Annotated in this window: 19 protein-coding genes; 9 read left to right on the top strand and 10 right to left on the bottom strand. The window is 65.9% G+C overall.

The features are described 5' to 3' along the window. The first annotated feature begins 77 nt into the window (after positions 1-77). A complete protein-coding gene (locus BLP88_RS07985) occupies positions 78-710 on the top strand; it encodes an O-methyltransferase (protein WP_074588290.1) in 633 nt (210 codons plus the stop codon). A gap of 96 nt (positions 711-806) precedes the next feature. Here BLP88_RS07985 and BLP88_RS07990 read toward each other — a convergent pair whose 3' ends face one another. The 4 genes from BLP88_RS07990 to BLP88_RS08005 form a co-directional block, all read right to left on the bottom strand. After that, on the bottom strand, positions 807-974 hold the full coding sequence (locus BLP88_RS07990) for a DUF3117 domain-containing protein (RefSeq protein ID WP_009357720.1): 168 nt from the start codon (positions 972-974) through the stop codon (positions 807-809). Between the two features lie 229 nt (positions 975-1,203). Further along, positions 1,204-2,469, bottom strand: a complete 1,266-nt coding sequence (locus BLP88_RS07995) for a hypothetical protein (RefSeq protein ID WP_139163331.1) — start codon at positions 2,467-2,469, stop codon at positions 1,204-1,206. After that, positions 2,466-2,804, bottom strand: a complete 339-nt coding sequence (locus BLP88_RS08000) for a DivIVA domain-containing protein (RefSeq protein ID WP_074588292.1) — start codon at positions 2,802-2,804, stop codon at positions 2,466-2,468. Before BLP88_RS08000 ends, BLP88_RS07995 begins: the two co-directional genes overlap by 4 nt. 21 nt (positions 2,805-2,825) lie before the next feature. Beyond that, complete coding sequence (locus BLP88_RS08005) at positions 2,826-3,680, bottom strand: LOG family protein (RefSeq protein WP_084110956.1); 855 nt, start codon at positions 3,678-3,680, stop codon at positions 2,826-2,828. 153 nt (positions 3,681-3,833) lie between these two features. Here BLP88_RS08005 and BLP88_RS08010 point away from each other — a divergent pair, with 153 nt between their 5' ends. The 4 genes from BLP88_RS08010 (at position 3,834) to BLP88_RS08025 (ending at position 7,146) form a co-directional block, all read left to right on the top strand. Then, positions 3,834-4,589, top strand: coding sequence for an amino acid ABC transporter ATP-binding protein (locus tag BLP88_RS08010; protein ID WP_074588293.1), 756 nt, complete (start codon positions 3,834-3,836; stop codon positions 4,587-4,589). A 71-nt stretch (positions 4,590-4,660) separates the two neighbouring features. Then, on the top strand, positions 4,661-5,557 hold the full coding sequence (locus BLP88_RS08015; protein ID WP_074588294.1) for a glutamate ABC transporter substrate-binding protein: 897 nt from the start codon (positions 4,661-4,663) through the stop codon (positions 5,555-5,557). Positions 5,558-5,629: 72 nt separating this feature from the next. Further along, positions 5,630-6,277, top strand: coding sequence for an amino acid ABC transporter permease (locus tag BLP88_RS08020; RefSeq protein ID WP_139163332.1), 648 nt, complete (start codon positions 5,630-5,632; stop codon positions 6,275-6,277). After that, positions 6,274-7,146, top strand: coding sequence for an amino acid ABC transporter permease (locus tag BLP88_RS08025; RefSeq protein WP_074588296.1), 873 nt, complete (start codon positions 6,274-6,276; stop codon positions 7,144-7,146). The genes BLP88_RS08020 and BLP88_RS08025 overlap by 4 nt, the downstream gene beginning before the upstream one ends. Positions 7,147-7,236: 90 nt before the next feature. Here the strand turns inward: BLP88_RS08025 and dapE are convergent, their stop codons facing one another. Beyond that, entirely contained in the window at positions 7,237-8,358 is a 1,122-nt protein-coding gene (gene dapE, locus BLP88_RS08030; protein WP_074588298.1) for a succinyl-diaminopimelate desuccinylase, read from the bottom strand. 85 nt (positions 8,359-8,443) lie between these two features. Between dapE and dapD the strand changes: the two genes are divergently transcribed. Continuing rightward, on the top strand, positions 8,444-9,469 hold the full coding sequence (gene dapD / locus BLP88_RS08035) for a 2,3,4,5-tetrahydropyridine-2,6-dicarboxylate N-succinyltransferase (RefSeq protein WP_074588299.1): 1,026 nt from the start codon (positions 8,444-8,446) through the stop codon (positions 9,467-9,469). 9 nt (positions 9,470-9,478) lie between these two features. Continuing rightward, positions 9,479-10,333, top strand: coding sequence for a transglycosylase SLT domain-containing protein (locus BLP88_RS08040; protein ID WP_074588301.1), 855 nt, complete (start codon positions 9,479-9,481; stop codon positions 10,331-10,333). A gap of 21 nt (positions 10,334-10,354) precedes the next feature. Here the strand turns inward: BLP88_RS08040 and BLP88_RS08045 are convergent, their stop codons facing one another. Further along, entirely contained in the window at positions 10,355-10,966 is a 612-nt protein-coding gene (locus BLP88_RS08045; protein WP_074588302.1) for a hypothetical protein, read from the bottom strand. A gap of 63 nt (positions 10,967-11,029) precedes the next feature. Beyond that, a complete protein-coding gene (locus BLP88_RS08050) occupies positions 11,030-11,656 on the bottom strand; it encodes a TetR/AcrR family transcriptional regulator (RefSeq protein WP_074588304.1) in 627 nt (208 codons plus the stop codon). 112 nt (positions 11,657-11,768) lie between these two features. On the opposite strand from BLP88_RS08050, the gene galE reads away from it, so the two are divergent. Beyond that, positions 11,769-12,785, top strand: coding sequence for a UDP-glucose 4-epimerase GalE (gene galE, locus BLP88_RS08055; RefSeq protein ID WP_074588306.1), 1,017 nt, complete (start codon positions 11,769-11,771; stop codon positions 12,783-12,785). 88 nt (positions 12,786-12,873) lie between these two features. Here the strand turns inward: galE and BLP88_RS08060 are convergent, their stop codons facing one another. From BLP88_RS08060 to fdxA, 3 genes are all read right to left on the bottom strand, one after another. After that, positions 12,874-14,157, bottom strand: a complete 1,284-nt coding sequence (locus BLP88_RS08060) for a citrate synthase (RefSeq protein ID WP_074588308.1) — start codon at positions 14,155-14,157, stop codon at positions 12,874-12,876. Positions 14,158-14,422: 265 nt separating this feature from the next. After that, entirely contained in the window at positions 14,423-15,571 is a 1,149-nt protein-coding gene (gene dapC, locus BLP88_RS08065) for a succinyldiaminopimelate transaminase (protein ID WP_074588309.1), read from the bottom strand. A 14-nt stretch (positions 15,572-15,585) separates the two neighbouring features. After that, positions 15,586-15,912 (bottom strand): ferredoxin, encoded by a 327-nt coding sequence (gene fdxA, locus BLP88_RS08070; RefSeq protein ID WP_018776555.1) that lies wholly within the window; start codon positions 15,910-15,912, stop codon positions 15,586-15,588. Between the two features lie 139 nt (positions 15,913-16,051). Here fdxA and BLP88_RS08075 point away from each other — a divergent pair, with 139 nt between their 5' ends. Continuing rightward, positions 16,052-16,291: a putative acetyltransferase gene (locus BLP88_RS08075; RefSeq protein WP_139163334.1), complete on the top strand. Its 240-nt coding sequence runs from the start codon at positions 16,052-16,054 to the stop codon at positions 16,289-16,291. Positions 16,292-16,313: the final 22 nt, after the last annotated feature.

The raw sequence follows: 16,313 nt of genomic DNA on the forward strand, positions 1-16,313 counted from the left end.
CCGCGGAGCCGGTTCCGCGGCCCCGCACCAAGTAGGCTTGGAAGGACAATCCCCCTTTGCCCGGAAAGCGAATTTCGATGAGTGCCGACAAGTCAAGCAGCTGGTCCTACGCAGAAGACTTTCCTGCCGAGGACGAGGTGCTCCTGCGCGCCCGGGAACGGTCGTTCGAGCTCGGTGTGACGGCCGTCAGCGCAGGTGTCGGTGCGATGCTGACTGTGCTGGCCGCGGCTTCCAAGGCACAGACCGTGGTGGAGGTCGGTTCCGGGGCCGGGGTCTCCGGCGTCTGCCTCCTGCGGGGCCTTGGTCCGCAGGGCGTCCTGACGACCATTGACACCGACGTCGAGCACCTCAAGGCGGCGCGTGAGGCCTTCCTCGAATCCGGCAGCCCGGCCAACCGCACCCGGACCATTTCCGGCCGGGCGGCCGACGTGCTCCCCCGGCTGACCGACGCGGCATACGACCTGGTGTTCATCGACGCCGACAAGGCAAACTTTCCTGTCTATGTCGAGCAGGCCGTGCGGCTCCTGAAGCGGGGCGGAACCCTGGTGGTCAACGACGCCCTCGACAAGGACCGTGTCTCCAACCCTGCGGCCCGGGATGCCACTACCGTGGTCCTGCGGCAGATCGCCAAGGCGGTCCGCGACGACGACCGGCTCGCGGCCGCGATGCTGCCCACCGGGGACGGCCTGCTGGTGGCCGTGAAGAAGTAAGACCGGAATCATCCGGCAGCCAGGAACAGGGCGACAGGAACTAGGGCAACAAAAAAGCAGGGCACCGGCGCTTTCGCCGGGCCCTGCCCTGTAAAACTACTCGGTAACGCCGACCAGGCATTCCTTGAGGTTCGCCGCTTCCGCTGCGTTGAGCTCGACAACAAGCCGTCCTCCGCCTTCGAGCGGCACACGCATGATCAGGCTGCGGCCCTCTTTGGTTACTTCCATAGGGCCGTCGCCTGTACGTGGTTTCATAGCCGCCATTAGGAAAATCCCCTCCAGTTGTCCCAAATCTGCCAGCCCGGCCGGACTGGCTCCGCGCGGCAAGTGCAGCTACGGCGGCCACGGTTTCAGGGCCGTCGTCGCCGGATGCCCGGAGGCATCCCTGACCTTGCTTGTGTCCATTATCCCGTAATTACCCGTGCGTAGCTAATCGATTGGATTTACTGCCTGCGCCGCGGGCGCGGGGCAGAGGCCGGAATCGGGGCGGTTCCTACGGCGGGTAGTCGCCTCCGCCGGGCAATTGCGCCCACGCCCAGAGCCACACGATCCAGACGATCTGCAAGAGGGTAAACATGACAGTCACAGTGCCCCGGTAGGCCCGGGAACGGGAGAGCAGCGCGGCGCCGAGCGCCAGGGGAAACAACGGAAGCAGCAGCCGGAAGGTGCTGGTCTGCGGATGCAGGAACACCAGCAGGTAGCCCATGTAGCAGGCGCACCAAAGCCGCAGTTCTGTGCCGATTGCCCGCACCGGCGGGCTCATCAGCAGCAGCGCGAAGAGCCCCGCGAAAAGGAACGGCGCCATGACGCCGAGCACCGGCCCGAACAGCATCTGGCCGGTGTCAAACCAGGGCTTGAACGGCACCAGGTCATCGCCGCGCCATGCGGTCTCGGTGCGGGTGTAGGCCCGCAGGTCCCCGGTCCGCACCCACGCCAGCAGGGGCCACGCAAGCGCCGCGGCAACGCTCACCACGGTGAGCCCGGCGAGCGCCGCCAGTTCCTTGTTGCCCGGGGGACCTCCCGGGACACCTCCCGCGGCCCCCCGCCCTGCGGGCGTTTCCGCCCGCCCGCGCACGAACTTCAGCCAGCACTGGCGCACCAGGAAGATCCCCGCCATCGCTGCGAAGGGCACGCCGGTGGGGCGCGACAGGCACATGAGCACCACCACGGGCATCGCGGCCAGGTATCTGCGCCGCACCACCAGCAGGAGTGCCGCGGCCAGCAGCAACAGGTTCAGCGGTTCGGCGTAGGGCACCTGCAGCACGGCCGACACGGGGAACGCCGCAAAGAACACCACACCCCACAGGGCGGTGCCGCGGTCAGCGAATTCCCGGAACAGCAGGAATACAACCAGGGCGGCGCCGAGCCCGGCCAGCATCGCGACGATGGTGAGTGCGGGCAGGGTCTCCAGGCCGGTGAGCAGCGACAGGCCCCGGCCCAGGGCAGGAAACAGCGCGTAGAAGGCCCAAGTGTTTTCCGCCACCGAGCCGTCGCTGTTGAGCGGCAGCACCGAGGGGTAGCCGTTGTCCGCGGCCTGCGCGTACCAGTGGCCGTCCCAGATGGCGATGAATTCCCAGTATCCGGGCGACGGCGAATACCAGGGGTTGACCCCCTGATGCAGGGCCGCGGCCATGAAGATGCAGGCGCTGACGATCCGGGCGGCGATGTAGATCAAGGAGACCTGCAGCCACCACGGCCATGCGGCGGCACGCTCCGCAAGGCCGCTTCCCGGCAGTTCCGTCCGGAAGGATCGGCTCACGCTTCGGTGTCCCGCCCGCGGTCGGCCGCCGCGTCAAGGGCCTGCCTGAGGCCCGTGATTTCAGCGTCCTTTGCCGCGAGCTGGTCCCGCAGCTCGTCGAGCACCTCGTCCACCTGGTCCATGCGGTAGCCCCGCAGGCCGAGGCCGAAACGCACGGCGTCGACGTCGGACGGGCGCGCGTTCGGCGGCAACAGCACGGGCGGCAGATTGGGTACCGTTTCGTCCAGCCCGACGGCGGTCCGGCCGCCGCCGCGCAGCGTACCGGTAGCCAGGAACGCGGCGGCGCCCACGACCACTACCGCCAGGAAGACCAGGAAGAAGCTCACAACCCCCATCGTGCCAGACCCTGGCCGGGCCTACTCCGGCCGCTGGTCGCCGTTGTTCGACGGCGGCCGCGGAATGCCGTGCAACACGCGGTGGACGGCGTCGGCGGGATCGTCGACCAGTTGGATGAGGTCCAGGTCCTTCTCGGACACCATCCCTTCCTTCACCAGCGTTTCCCGGATCCATTCGATCATCGGGCTCCAGAAGTCGACGCCCAGCAGTACGATCGGGAACGAGGTGACCTTGCGGGTCTGCACCAGCACCATTGCCTCGAACAGTTCGTCCAGGGTCCCCAGTCCGCCGGGCAGGACGATGAAGCCCTGGGCGTATTTGACGAACATGGTCTTGCGGGCGAAGAAGTACCGGAAGTTGATTCCCAGGTCCACCCAACGGTTCAGGCCCTGCTCGAACGGCAGTTCGATGCCCAGGCCGACCGAAACGCCGTTGCCCTCGACCGCGCCCTTGTTCGCCGCTTCCATGGACCCCGGGCCACCACCAGTGATCACCGCGACGCCGGCCTCGGCCAGGTGGCGGCCCACTTCGACGCCCATTTCGTAGAAGGAACTGCCGGGCTTGGTGCGGGCCGAACCGAAGACGCTCACTGCCGGTCCGAGTTCGGCGAGCGCCCCGAAGCCTTCAACAAACTCGCTCTGGATCCGCAGGACGCGCCAAGGGTCCGTGTGGATGAACTGGTCGGGACCGCGGGTGTCCAGCAGCCGCTGGTCCGACATCGGCGCCGCAGCCTGTTTCCGGCGGAGCTCCAGGGGGCCTTTGTGCTTGGCGGGCGCTTCGGCGATGAAGGTCTGCGCGGGCACGACTGCGCCCTGTTTGCCGTTCGCGTCCGGGGCCGGAGGCGGTGTCTGTCCTGAAGGCTGGCTGGTGCTCATTGACCAAGGCTATTACTTCTTCCAGCCCGGCAAGTCCCGGCGAGCCGGGGGTGTTGCGGCGCGCCCGGAACGGAGGTATCTGTTCAGTCACGATCTGCGGAAAGTTGTTGTGAGCTGGATCATCTTTGGTGAATTCTTCGCTAGATTCGTCCTATGACTACTCAAGCGTCCGGCGATGCGCTCGTCTCACTGAACGGCGTCAACAAGCACTACGGCCAGCTGCACGTCCTCAAAGACATCAACCTCCAGGTCCGTAAGGGCGAGGTGGTGGTGGTCATCGGACCGTCGGGGTCGGGCAAGTCCACCCTGTGCAGGGCCATCAACCGCCTGGAAACGATCGACAACGGTGACATCTCGATTGACGGCAAGCACCTCCCGGAGGAAGGCAAGCAGCTCGCGAACCTCCGCGCCGACGTCGGAATGGTCTTCCAGTCCTTCAACCTCTTCGCTCACAAGACGATTCTGGAGAACGTCACGCTCGGCCCCATCAAGGTCAAGGGCGTCAGCAAGGCGGAGGCGGAGAAGGAGGCCATGAAGCTGCTCGAACGCGTCGGCGTCGGGCACCAGGCACCCAAGCTGCCCGCGCAGCTTTCCGGCGGCCAGCAGCAGCGCGTTGCGATCGCCCGTGCCCTGGCCATGAAGCCAAAGGTCATGCTGTTCGACGAACCGACCTCGGCCCTGGACCCCGAAATGATCAACGAGGTCCTGGATGTCATGGTCCAGCTCGCCAAGGAGGGCATGACCATGATCGTGGTCACCCACGAGATGGGCTTCGCCCGCAAGGCGGCCGACCGTGTGGTCTTCATGGCTGACGGCCAGATCGTCGAAGACTCCCGGCCCGAGGAATTCTTCACCAACCCGCAGAGCAACCGGGCGAAGGACTTCCTCTCCAAGCTGCTGACCCACTAGGACAAAGCAACACACTGATCCGTTCCACATTCGCACCCCGGCCGCATCCCCGGCCCAATGAAAGGAATGTCATGAAGTCTCTCATCACCCGGAGGAAATCCCTCCTGGTCGCTGCCGGTGCAGCCCTCGCCCTCACCATGAGCGCCTGCGGCGGCGGCACCCCTGGCGGTACGTCTTCCGAAAGTGCCGCTCCGTACAAGGTTGCCGAAAACGTCTCGCTCACGGGCAGCCCCACCTTCGACAAGATCAAGGCGGCGGGCAAGGTCCGGATCGGTGTCAAGCAGGACCAGCCCGGGCTGGGCTTCAAGGACGCAGCCACCGGCGAATACAGCGGTTTCGACATCGAAATCGCCAAGTGGGTTGCCGCTTCCCTGGGCTTCTCGAAGGACAAGATCGAGTTCAAGCCGATCCCTTCCGCAAACCGTGAGTCGGCCATCACCAACGGCGACATCGACTACTACGTGGGCACCTACTCCATCACGGACAAGCGCAAGCAGCAGATCGACTTCGCCGGACCGTACTTCATCACCGGGCAGGGCCTGCTGGTGAAGAAGGACAACACCACCATCAACAGCGAGAAGGATATCGACGGCAAGAAGGTTTGCTCCGCCACCGGATCCACCCCGATCCAGAACATCAAGGCGAACTTCCCCAAGGCCGTTCCCCAGGAATTCGAGACCTACTCGCAGTGCGTCGATTCCCTCAAGAGCGGCACGGTTGACGCCGTCACCACCGACCAGGCCATCCTGATCGGCTACGCAGCCCAGGATCCCGACAACCTGAAGGTGGTCGGCGAACCGTTCACCACCGAGAAGTACGGTGTCGGCCTGCCCAAGGGTGACAAGGCGCTGCGCACGTTCATCAACGACATGTTCACGAACGGCAAGGACACCTGGCAGAAGATCTACGACTCCACCCTCGGTACCTCCGGCACCAAGGTTGAACAGCCGGCCGTAGACAACTACTAAAAGTCCGACGGCGGTGGCGTGGCCGGACCGGCCACGCCACCGTTTCTTCCCCTGAGCGAAAGCGATTAGCTCGTGAGTACTCTGCTCGACAACATGGACCTGTTTGTCACCGGGTTCCAAAACACTCTGATTCTGTTCTTCATCTCGGCGATCGCGGCTCTCATCCTGGGGACCGTCGTCGGTGCAATGCGGGTCTCCCCCGTCCCAGCCGCCCGCGCGACCGGCACCCTGTACGTTAACATCGTCCGCAACACCCCCCTGACGCTGGTGTTGTTCTTCTTCGCCCTCGGCTACCCGAAACTCGGCCTGCCTCCCATCGACTTCATGACTGCGGCAATCATTGGCCTCAGCCTGTACACCGCCACATACGTTGCCGAGACGCTGCGTTCAGGCATCAACACGGTGCCGCTGGGACAAGCGGAAGCGGCCCGCGCCATTGGGCTCACCTTCGGCCAGACCCTCAGCCTCGTGGTGCTCCCCCAGGCCTTCCGCTCCGTGATCCCGCCGCTTTTCAGTGTCCTGATCGCCCTGCTCAAGAACACCACGGTTGCGGCCGGCTTCTCCGTGGCCGAGGCCGGAGCCATCCGCGCCAACCTCTCCGAACGCGGTGAGCCGGCGCTGGTCGGCCTGCTATGGGTCGCACTAATCTTCGTCATCCTCGTGGCCGGACTCTCGGTGCTCCAGCGCTACTTCGAGAACAAGTGGAGGGTTGCACGATGACCTCGGTACTCTTTGACGCCCCCGGTCCGAAGGCGAAGTCCCGCTACCTCGGATTCGGTGTCCTCGCAACGCTCGTGGTCCTGGGGATCCTCGCGTTCATCATCATCCGCCTCATCGAGTCCGGCCAGTTCACCGCGGCCAAGTGGCAGATCTTCACCTTCCCGCTGGTCCAACGGACCATCCTGGAGGCGACCGTCGCCACGCTAAGCGCCTTCGCGACAGCCGCGGTTCTCAGCCTGGTCGTCGGCGTCGTCCTGGCTGTGGGCAAGCTGTCGGATCACAAGTGGGTTTCGGTCCCGTGCTATTGGTTCGTCGAACTGTTCCGGGCCATTCCGCTGCTCATCCTCATGATGATCATCTACTACGGCCTGCCCACGATCGGAGTCCAGGGCATCTCGCCGTTCACCGCGGTGGTCGCCGGCCTGACCCTCTACAACGGTTCCGTCCTCGCCGAGGCCTTCCGTGCCGGCATCGAATCCCTGCCCAAGGGCCAGCGCGAGGCCGGCATGGCGATCGGCCTCCGCAAGTCCGGGGTCATGATCAACATCCTGTTCCCGCAGGCCTCCCGGGCCATGCTTCCGGTGATCATCTCCCAGCTCGTGGTGATCCTCAAGGACACTGCACTTGGCTTCATCGTGACCTACAACGAGGTCCTCTTCCAGGCCAAGTTCTTCGGTTCCCAGGCCCAGTACGGCTCGCCCATCGTACCCGCGGCGATGGTGGCGGCAGTCATCTACGTCGGGCTCTGCCTGATCCTCGCCGGCATCGCAAAGCTGGTGGAGAAGCGGCTCAGCCACAGCAAGAAGCTCGCAGGCCCGGTCGTGCCGGCGGCGCCAGCCTCGGTCGATATCCAAGGCGGAGGGGCATAGGCAACCCCGGCTCATTCCGTTGTCTATTCCCTAATGCAACAGCTCCCCGCCATGGTTATGGCGGGGAGCTGTTGCATTAGGGGCGGGCTGTCAGTCAGCCAGCCACAGCCGCAACGCGCGGAAGCACTCGCGGATCGCGTCGGCGTCCACGTGTTCGTTGTCCTTGTGCGCCAGGAGCGCATCGCCGGGGCCGAAGTTCACCGCCGGGACGCCCAGCTCGCTGAAGCGCGCGACGTCGGTCCAGCCGTACTTGGGCTTGGGCTCGGCACCGACGGCGGCCACGAAGGACGCGGCGGCGGGGTGGTTCAGCCCGGGCCGGGCGCCGGCGGCGGCGTCGGTGCGGACAACGTCGAAACCTTGCAGGAGTTCACGGACGTGGGCTTCGGCCTGGTCCGGGTTCTTGTCCGGGGCGAAGCGGTAGTTGATCTCCACCACGCAGCGGTCCGGGATCACGTTGCCCGCGGTGCCGCCGTGGATCTTCACCGCGTTGAGGCTCTCGCGGTAATCCAGCCCGTCCACGGTGATGGTGCGGGGCTCATAGGCGGCCAGCCTGCCCAGGATGGGGGCGGCGTCATGGATGGCGTTGTGGCCCATCCAGGCGCGGGCGGAGTGGGCGGCCTCCCCCACCGTCGTGACGTCGAAGCGCATGGTGCCGTTACAGCCACCTTCGACCGTGCCGTCGGTCGGCTCCAGGAGGATGGCAAAGTCGCCGCGCAGCAGCTCAGGATAGTTGCGGACCAGACGGCCCAGGCCGCTCTTCTCGGCTTCCACTTCCTCGTGGTCGTAGAACACGAAGGTGACATCCTTCGCCGGCTCCGCGCCGCCGTCGAACATGCTCGCCGCCAGGGCGAGCTGCACGGCGACGCCGCCCTTCATGTCGGTGGCGCCGCGGCCGTACAGGAGGCCGCTGCCCGGGACGCCGGAGTCCCAGGTAGAGGGGACGGTGCCGCGTGCGCCTTCGGTGACAGGCAGCGGAACGGTGTCCAGGTGGCCTGCGAGGATGACACGTTCGGGACGGCCGAGCTCGGTACGGGCGACGATCGCGTCACCGTCCCGGACGACGTGCAGTCCCGGGATGGCGCGCAGGCCGTCCTCGACTGCGTCGGCGAGGGCGGTTTCGTTTCCGGACACACTGTTGATGTCCATGAGCGCGGCGGTGAGCAAAGCGACGTCTTGTCGCAGATCAAGAACAGGAACGGATTTAACAGTCACCCATCCACTGTATCCGGAGAAATACAACCACCCCCGCGGTTTCACGGTTTCTGGCGGGCGAGCCCCCTTGACTAGACTTGTCGCCATGACTGAAACCGCCGCGCCTGCCGTCCCCGACCACACTTCCGCCGCTGACCGTGCCGCCTACGGCTTCGGTCTGGCCACCATCGCCACCAACGCTGCTGGCGAGGCCACCGTCCTGGACGCCTGGTTCCCGGCACCTGCCCTGGGCGTGGCAGCGGAGTCCCTGCGTTCGGTCGAGAACGCCGACGAATCCCTGACCGCGCTCGCTGCCGACGGCGACGACGCCGCCCGCGGCACCCAGCAGAAGGTGGTCTTCGCCCAGATCAACCTGGATGAAGCTCCTGCGGACACCGTGGACGCCTACCTGCGCCTGCACCTGCTCTCCCACCGCCTGGTCAAGCCGAACAGCATCAACCTGGACGGCATCTTCGGCAAGCTCCCCAACGTTGTGTGGACCAACTTCGGCCCGGCCGCCGTCGAAGGCTTCGAACTGACCCGCGCCCGCCTGCGCAAGCGCGGCCCGGTCACGGTCTACGGCGTCGACAAGTTCCCGCGCATGGTGGACTACGTTGTCCCTGCCGGTGTCCGCATCGCCGACGCCGACCGTGTCCGTCTGGGCGCCCATCTGGCTGAAGGCACCACCGTTATGCACGAAGGCTTCGTGAACTTCAACGCCGGAACCCTGGGCACCTCCATGGTGGAGGGCCGCATCTCCGCGGGCGTCGTGGCCGGTAACGGCACCGACGTCGGCGGCGGCGCCTCAATCATGGGCACCCTGTCCGGCGGGGGCAAGGAACGGATCGCCCTGGGCGAACGCGTGCTCCTGGGCGCCAACTCCGGCGTGGGCATCAGCATCGGCGACGACTCCGTGGTCGAGGCCGGCCTCTACGTCACCGCCGGAACCCGGGTCCGCATCCCCGGCCCCAAGGACGAGAACGGCGAGGACACTTCCAGCATCGTCAAGGCCGTGGAACTCTCCGGCATGCCTAACCTGCTGTTCCGCCGCAACTCCACCACCGGCGAAGTGGAGGTGCTTCCCCGCAAGGGCCAGACCGTGGAACTCAACGAAGCACTCCACGCCAACTGACCGGACCGGATGCGCCGCCTCCGACGCACCCTCACACTGCTGCTGGCGCTGGCCCTCGCGGCCGGCGCCATCTACGCAGTCACAACGGTCCTGCAGCGCTCCGAGACCCTGGTCACGGAGCGCTGCACCGCCGTCGTCGGCACTGCCACTTTTGAACTGGCAACCGACCAGGCCGCCAACGCGGCACTCATCACCTCGGTGGCCGTGCGCCGCAATCTCCCGCCGCGTGCAGCCACCATCGCTCTGGCCACCGCCATGCAGGAGTCCAGCCTCCGGAACATCGACTACGGGGACCAGGCCGGCCCCGATTCGCGCGGATTGTTCCAGCAGCGGCCATCCCAGGGCTGGGGCACGGAGGCCCAGGTCATGGACCCGGTCTACTCAAGCAACGCCTTCTACAACGGCCTGGTCAAGGTTCCCAACTACCAGTCCATGGAAATCACCGAAGCGGCCCAGACCGTGCAGCGTTCTGCCTTCCCCCGCGCCTACGCCCAGCATGAAGCCATGGGCCGCGCCTTCGCATCCTCCCTCACCGGGCAGTCCTCCGCGGCATTGGATTGCACCCTGCGAGCCGCCGACAGCGCCGGCAACCCGGACAACGTCGTATCAGCCCTGACGAAGACGTTCGGTGCCGTTCCGGCGAAGAGCCAGGGGCGCACTGTGCGGGTGGACTCGGGACGCTACTCCACCGGTCCCGCCGCGTGGGCGCTGGCCCACTGGACCGTGGCAAACGCGAAGTCCCTTTCGGTCACCCAGGTGGAACTGGACGGGCACACCTGGAACAGGGACAGCCACAAAGGCTGGCAGGAATCCGGGGCATCCGCAGGCTCAGTGACGATCACCGTCTCAGCGCCGCGCAGCTGATCCTCTCCCACCGGCTGCTGCTCAGGCGAGCATCTCCACAACAGGCTGCACGTAGCTGCGGAAAACCTCCGGCTGGGACAGCAGCTTGTGGCTCATGATCATCTTGTCCGGCTCCAGGTACCAGGCCCGCGGTTCGTTCAAGGGCAGCTCGATGATGCTGAGCCGGAAGTCCCGGGAACTGCGCCCAACCTCAAGCAGCCGGTCCTGGACCAGATCCCCCAGCATCAGGGTGGCGCCGCTGGCCTCGCGTTCGGCCTCGATCTCCTGGTATTCCGCCACGCGTTCACGCGCCCAGCTCAACGCGGCACCGAAGTGCGCCTGCAGCACCCGCTGCAGCGCGGGGGAATTCGCGAAGGCCTTGAAGTCAGGCGGCGAAAGTCTCGGCGCCTCTTCGGGGTAGGCCTTGAGGAGCTGGTGCCACCAGGCTTCCCATTCGGTCTTAAGGGCGCTGAAGCCCCCGACCTCCGCCGTCAGGTGGCTGTGGTCCGCATGCCGGACCTTCGGGGTGGCATGGGAAAGGGCGGGCGTTCCCGCACCGTCCAGTCCTGCGACATCCCTCAGATACAAGGCAATGAGAATCGGGGATGACGTATCCATCGTTATCCGCCACCCCTGACCGCCTGCGTCGTGCATCCGAATGCCTCCTTTGGCCGGTGCCTGTCCGGACTTCCAGTCTATTCCTGTTGGCGGCGGAGGTTAACGGCCGCGGTGAAGCCCGCCCAGGCCCGCCAGGTGTGCTTCCAGGACGTCCCGGCACATCTGCGCGGTCATCCATTCGGATTGCAGCAGGGCGTGCATGCACAAGCCGTCCAGCGTGGCGAGCAGCCGCTCGGCTTCCGTGACGAGGATGTCCTGCTGCTCCGCACTGCCGGGCAACAGTTCCATGATCAACTGCCCGACGACGGCGGCCACCGCCCGGTGGCTGCGCGCTGCTTCCGGTGCGAACACCGGTTTGATCCGGGCGGCATTGCGGAAGGCCAGCCAGACGCAGACATCGACGGCCCGCTCCTCGTCCAGCGGCAGGAACTGCTCCAGGAGCAGCACCGCCGCCCCGTGATGGGCGGGCGTACCGGGAGCCTGGCCCTGCACGGCTTCCAACGCGAGCTCAAGCCGTCCGGCGATGCGGTCAATCACCACGGAGAAGGAGTGCACCAGCAGTTCGTCGCTGCTGGCGAAGTAATGCCGTACCGAGCCGACGGCAAGCCCCGCTTCCTCAGCCACTTCCCGCAGGGAAGCCCGCTCCAGTCCATCGGAGGCAATGATCCTGAAAACGGCGTCAACCACATCCTGGCGCCGGGCTCCGGCGTCTACAATTTTTGGCACATGTCTTTTTAGCACGATCGTGCTTCAACTGCTGACGCGCCACACGGCACCCGGGCTGTGGTGCGCGACACAGGAAATGGAGCGCTCCCCGGGTTCGGATAGCGTTGAACCCATGAGAATTCTTGTTACCGGTGGCACGGGCTATATCGGTTCGCATACGGTGCTGTCCCTGCTGGAGTCCGGCCACGAGGTCATCGTGGTGGACAATCTGGCCAATTCGTCCGAGGAGTCCTTGCGCCGGGTCGCGGAACTGGCCGGCCGTCCGGCGGTGTTCGTGCAGGCGGACCTGCTGGACGAACCGGCCCTGGAAGAGGTGTTCAGCGCCCACCCGGTGGACGCGGTGATCCATTTCGCCGGGCTCAAGGCCGTGGGCGAGTCGGTGCAGGAACCGCTGAACTACTACTACAACAACATCGTGGGCACCCTGAACCTGCTGCGGGCCATGGACTCCCATGGCGTGCGCACGATCGTGTTCTCCTCCTCGGCCACCGTGTACGGCGAGCACAACCCCGTCCCGTACATCGAGAAAATGGAAATCGGGGCCAACAACCCCTACGGGCGCACGAAGGAACAGATCGAGGACATCCTCAGCGACCTCGGCGCCGCGGACGAACGCTGGCACGTGGCCCTGCTGCGCTACTTCAACCCCGTCGGCGCCCACCCCTCGGGCCGGATCGGCGAGGACCCGCAGGGCATTCCGAACAACCTGGTCCCCTTCATCGCCCAGGTCGCGGTGGGCCGGCGGGAGAAACTGCTGGTCTTCGGCGGGGACTACGACACCCCGGACGGGACCTGCCTGCGGGACTACATCCACGTCGTGGACCTGGCCGAGGGCCACGTCGCGGCCCTGGACCACATCGCCGCCCGCCCCGGCGTGCACCGCTGGAACCTGGGCTCGGGCAAGGGCACTTCCGTGCTGGAAATGCTGCACGCCTTCGAACAGGCCGTGGGCCACGCCCTGCCCTACGAAATCACCGGCCGCCGCGCCGGGGACCTGCCCGCGTTCTGGGCCGACGCGTCCTCCGCCCTGGCCGACCTGGGCTGGTCCACCACCAAAACCATCGACCAAATGTGCGAAGACCACTGGCGCTGGCAGAAAAGCAACCCCCACGGCTACAACGCCCCCTGATACCGGTAAAGACCGGGCACAAAACAAAGCGGCCGCCCACCTCGAAAGGTGGGCGGCCGCCGTCGTCCGGTGCTTATTGCGCTACCGGCTACACGGCCGGGTAGTCGCGCTCCGGTTCCCCGGTGTAGAGCTGCCGCGGACGGCCGATCTTCGTGGCGGGGTCGGTGATCATTTCGCGCCACTGGGCGATCCAGCCGGGCAGGCGGCCGATGGCAAACAGCACGGTGAACATCTTCTCCGGGAAGCCCATGGCTTTGTAGATCAGGCCGGTGTAGAAGTCGACGTTCGGGTAGAGCTTGCGCTGGATGAAGTAGTCGTCAGCCAGGGCCTTCTCTTCGAGGCGCAGGGCGATGTCCAGCAGTTCGTCGTTGCCGCCGAGCTTGCCGAGGATCTCGTGGGCGGTGGCCTTGATGATCTTGGCCCGGGGGTCGTAGTTCTTGTAGACGCGGTGCCCGAAGCCCATGAGGCGGACGCCGTCTTCCTTGTTCTTGACCTTCTCCATGTAGTCCTCGGGCTTGACGCCGTCGGCCTGGATCTGGCGCAGCATCTTCAGCACGGCTTCGTTCGCGCCGCCGTGGGCGGGGCCGAAGAGGGCGTTGATGCCGGCGGAGACGGACGCGAAGAGGTTCGCGTTGGCGGAACCCACGAGGCGGACCGTGGAGGTGGAACAGTTCTGTTCGTGGTCGGCGTGCAGGATGAGCAGCAGATCCAGCGCCTTGACGATGATCGGGTCCAGCTCATACTGCTCGGCGGGCAGGCCGAAGCTCAGGCGCAGGAAGTTCTCCACGAGGTTCATGGAGTTGTCCGGGTACAGCATGGGCTGGCCGATGGACTTCTTGTGCGCATAGGCGGCAATGACCGGGAGCTTCGCCATGAGGCGGATGGTGGAAACTTCCACGTGGTCCTGGTTGAACGGGTCCAGGGAATCCTGGTAGAAGGTGGACAGCGCCGAGACGGCCGAGGACAGCACCGGCATCGGGTGCGCGTCCCGCGGGAAGCCGCCGAAGAAGCCCTTCAGGTCTTCGTGCAGCAGGGTGTGGCGACGGATCTTCTGGTCGAATTCTTCCAGTTCCGTGGGGGTCGGCAGGTTGCCGTAGATCAGCAGGTAGGAAACCTCCAGGAAGCTGGAGTGTTCCGCGAGCTGCTCAATCGGGTACCCGCGGTAGCGCAGGATCCCGGCATCTCCGTCGATGTAGGTGATCGCAGAGGTGGTGGCCGCGGTGTTCATGAAACCGGGGTCGTAGGCGACGGCGCCTGTCTGCTTCAGCAGCTTGGAAACGTCGTAACCTTCGTTTCCTTCAACAACCTTGATCCGCGGAAGTTCGAGTTCGCCGCCGTCGTGGCGCAGGGTAGCGCTGGTGGTCTCAGTCATGGAGTCCCCTTCATGAGGCTCTTGGCCTCCGTAGAAAGCTTGATCCAACCAACTTCAGGTGGCGCCCGGCGGGCGTATCCTGCCGGTTGTAGTCCGGGCGGTTGGATTGCTTTCCGTGGAAAGCCACCATCAATAGTCAGTAATAAGCTACCCCCAGCGCCCGGGAGGAACTAATCCGGGAAGCCCGGTTACCCCCGCAAACACGCTGAATGTGCCGCAGCTCACACGGCAGGCATGCCGTTAACCGCGGATCGTCTCGGACGGATCAGCCCCGTGCGGCGAGGCGTTCCACCGCGGCGTCGATCCGCTCGTCCGAGCCGGTCAGTGCCACCCGGACGAAGCCGTTGCCGGCGTCGCCGTAGAAGACGCCGGGCCCGACGACGATGCCGAGTTCCGCGAAACGCTGCACCGTGTCCCAGGTGGCTTCGCCCGCGGTCACCCAGAGGTAGAGGCCCGCCTTCGATTCGTGGATCTTCAGGCCGAATCCTTCGAGGGCCGGAAGCAGCCGTTCGCGGCGGGAACGATAGAGATCCTTCTGCGCCAGGACGTGCCCGGCGTCGCCGAGGGCCACGCGCATGGCTTCCTGCACCGGGTACGGCACGATCATGCCGGCGTGCTTGCGGCTGTTGACGAGGTTCGCCACGATGGCGGAGTCCCCCGCCACGAACGCGGCGCGGTAGCCGGCCAGGTTGGACTGTTTGCTCAGCGAGTAGACGCTTAGCAGGCCGTCGTTGGAGCCGCCGCTGACCCGGGGATCGAGGATGCTGGGCACGGCCTCGCCCCCGCGCTGGGCATCCCATTCCCCCCAGCCGAGTTCCGCGTAACATTCGTCGGAGGCGACAACCGCACCGACTTGGCGGGCCTGCTCGACGATCGCTTTCAGGGACGCGGCGTCACGGACACTGCCGGTTGGGTTGCCCGGCGAGTTGACCCAGACCAGGCGCACCTTGGCGCGAGTTGCGGCGTCGAGCTCATCGAGGTCGTCCGCGGCGACGGCGGTGGCGCCCGCCAGGGTCGCGCCGATGTCGTAGGTGGGATACGCAACCGTGGGCCGGACGACGACGTCACCGGGACGCAGCCCCAGCAGGAACGGCAGCCAGGCCACCAGTTCCTTGGAACCAACGGTGGGCAGCACATCCTTGGGGTCGAGGCCGGGCACGCCGCGGCGGGCGGCGAACCAGTCGGACACCGCCTGGCGGAGCCCTTCGGTGCCGTGGACGGTCGGGTAGCCGTGGGCGTCCGAGGCTGCGGCCAGGGCATCCCGGATCAGGTCCGGTGTCGGGTCCACGGGTGTTCCGATGGAGAGGTTGACGACTCCCCCCGGGTGCTCCGAAGCCTTGGCAAGGTACGGTGCCATGGCTTCCCACGGGTAATCGGGCAGGTCAAGGCCGAACGACGGCGCCGCGGAGATCAAGGAATTAACCGGTCCTAGTGGTCTTGGTTCTGCGGGGGCAGTGCAGCGATGAACGGGTGGTCCTTACCGGTGTTGCCGATCTTGGCGGCGCCGCCGGGCGAACCGAGGTCATCGAAGAACTCCACGTTGGCCTTGTAGTAGTCCGCCCACTCTTCCGGGGTGTCGTCCTCGTAGTAGATGGCCTCCACCGGGCACACCGGCTCGCATGCGCCACAGTCCACGCACTCGTCCGGGTGGATGTAGAGGGACCGCTCGCCTTCGTAGATGCAGTCGACCGGGCATTCCTCGATACATGCCTTGTCCTTGACGTCCACACACGGCTGCGCGATTACGTAAGTCACGTCCCTTGCCTCTCCCAGAGTTGCTCCGGGCGGCTGCCCGGATGGTGCATCCGGCCTTGTCCGCCGGACTTGTTGAATTCTGAGCCTATTATCCAACAGGGCCAAGGCACCAACCTAGCCAGCGTCTTACTATGAACTGGTGAACCCCACCCGTCCCCAGGATTTTCTGCTGTCCGCCGCCGCAGGAACCCGCGTTGTTGTGCGCTACCGGATCGAGGGAGGCTTTACGGACGCCCTCGGCGACCTCTTGTCCGCCGCCGCCGGTTCCTGCACCGTCCGCACCCGGCAGTCCGACGTCGTAATCCCCTTGGAACTGGTGGTGGCGGCAAAGGCCGTGCCTCCGCCCCCGCCCCGGCGGAGCGCGCGCAGCGTGCTGTGACTTCGCTGCGCAGCCGCGCCAG

It is taken from the genome of Arthrobacter cupressi (assembly GCF_900099975.1).
In the GTDB taxonomy this organism is placed as follows: domain Bacteria; phylum Actinomycetota; class Actinomycetes; order Actinomycetales; family Micrococcaceae; genus Arthrobacter; species Arthrobacter cupressi.

Coding starts and splice junctions, on each gene's coding strand:
- BLP88_RS08000 (WP_074588292.1), bottom strand. CDS start 2,804: ATGGGGGTTGTGAGCTTCTTCCTGGTCTTCCTGGCGGTAGTGGTCGTG.
- BLP88_RS08045 (WP_074588302.1), bottom strand. CDS start 10,966: ATGCACGACGCAGGCGGTCAGGGGTGGCGGATAACGATGGATACGTCA.
- BLP88_RS07990 (WP_009357720.1), bottom strand. CDS start 974: ATGGCGGCTATGAAACCACGTACAGGCGACGGCCCTATGGAAGTAACC.
- BLP88_RS08015 (WP_074588294.1), top strand. CDS start 4,661: ATGAAGTCTCTCATCACCCGGAGGAAATCCCTCCTGGTCGCTGCCGGT.
- BLP88_RS08060 (WP_074588308.1), bottom strand. CDS start 14,157: ATGACTGAGACCACCAGCGCTACCCTGCGCCACGACGGCGGCGAACTC.
- BLP88_RS07985 (WP_074588290.1), top strand. CDS start 78: ATGAGTGCCGACAAGTCAAGCAGCTGGTCCTACGCAGAAGACTTTCCT.
- dapD (WP_074588299.1), top strand. CDS start 8,444: ATGACTGAAACCGCCGCGCCTGCCGTCCCCGACCACACTTCCGCCGCT.
- BLP88_RS08010 (WP_074588293.1), top strand. CDS start 3,834: ATGACTACTCAAGCGTCCGGCGATGCGCTCGTCTCACTGAACGGCGTC.
- BLP88_RS08040 (WP_074588301.1), top strand. CDS start 9,479: ATGCGCCGCCTCCGACGCACCCTCACACTGCTGCTGGCGCTGGCCCTC.
- BLP88_RS08025 (WP_074588296.1), top strand. CDS start 6,274: ATGACCTCGGTACTCTTTGACGCCCCCGGTCCGAAGGCGAAGTCCCGC.
- galE (WP_074588306.1), top strand. CDS start 11,769: ATGAGAATTCTTGTTACCGGTGGCACGGGCTATATCGGTTCGCATACG.
- BLP88_RS08005 (WP_084110956.1), bottom strand. CDS start 3,680: ATGAGCACCAGCCAGCCTTCAGGACAGACACCGCCTCCGGCCCCGGAC.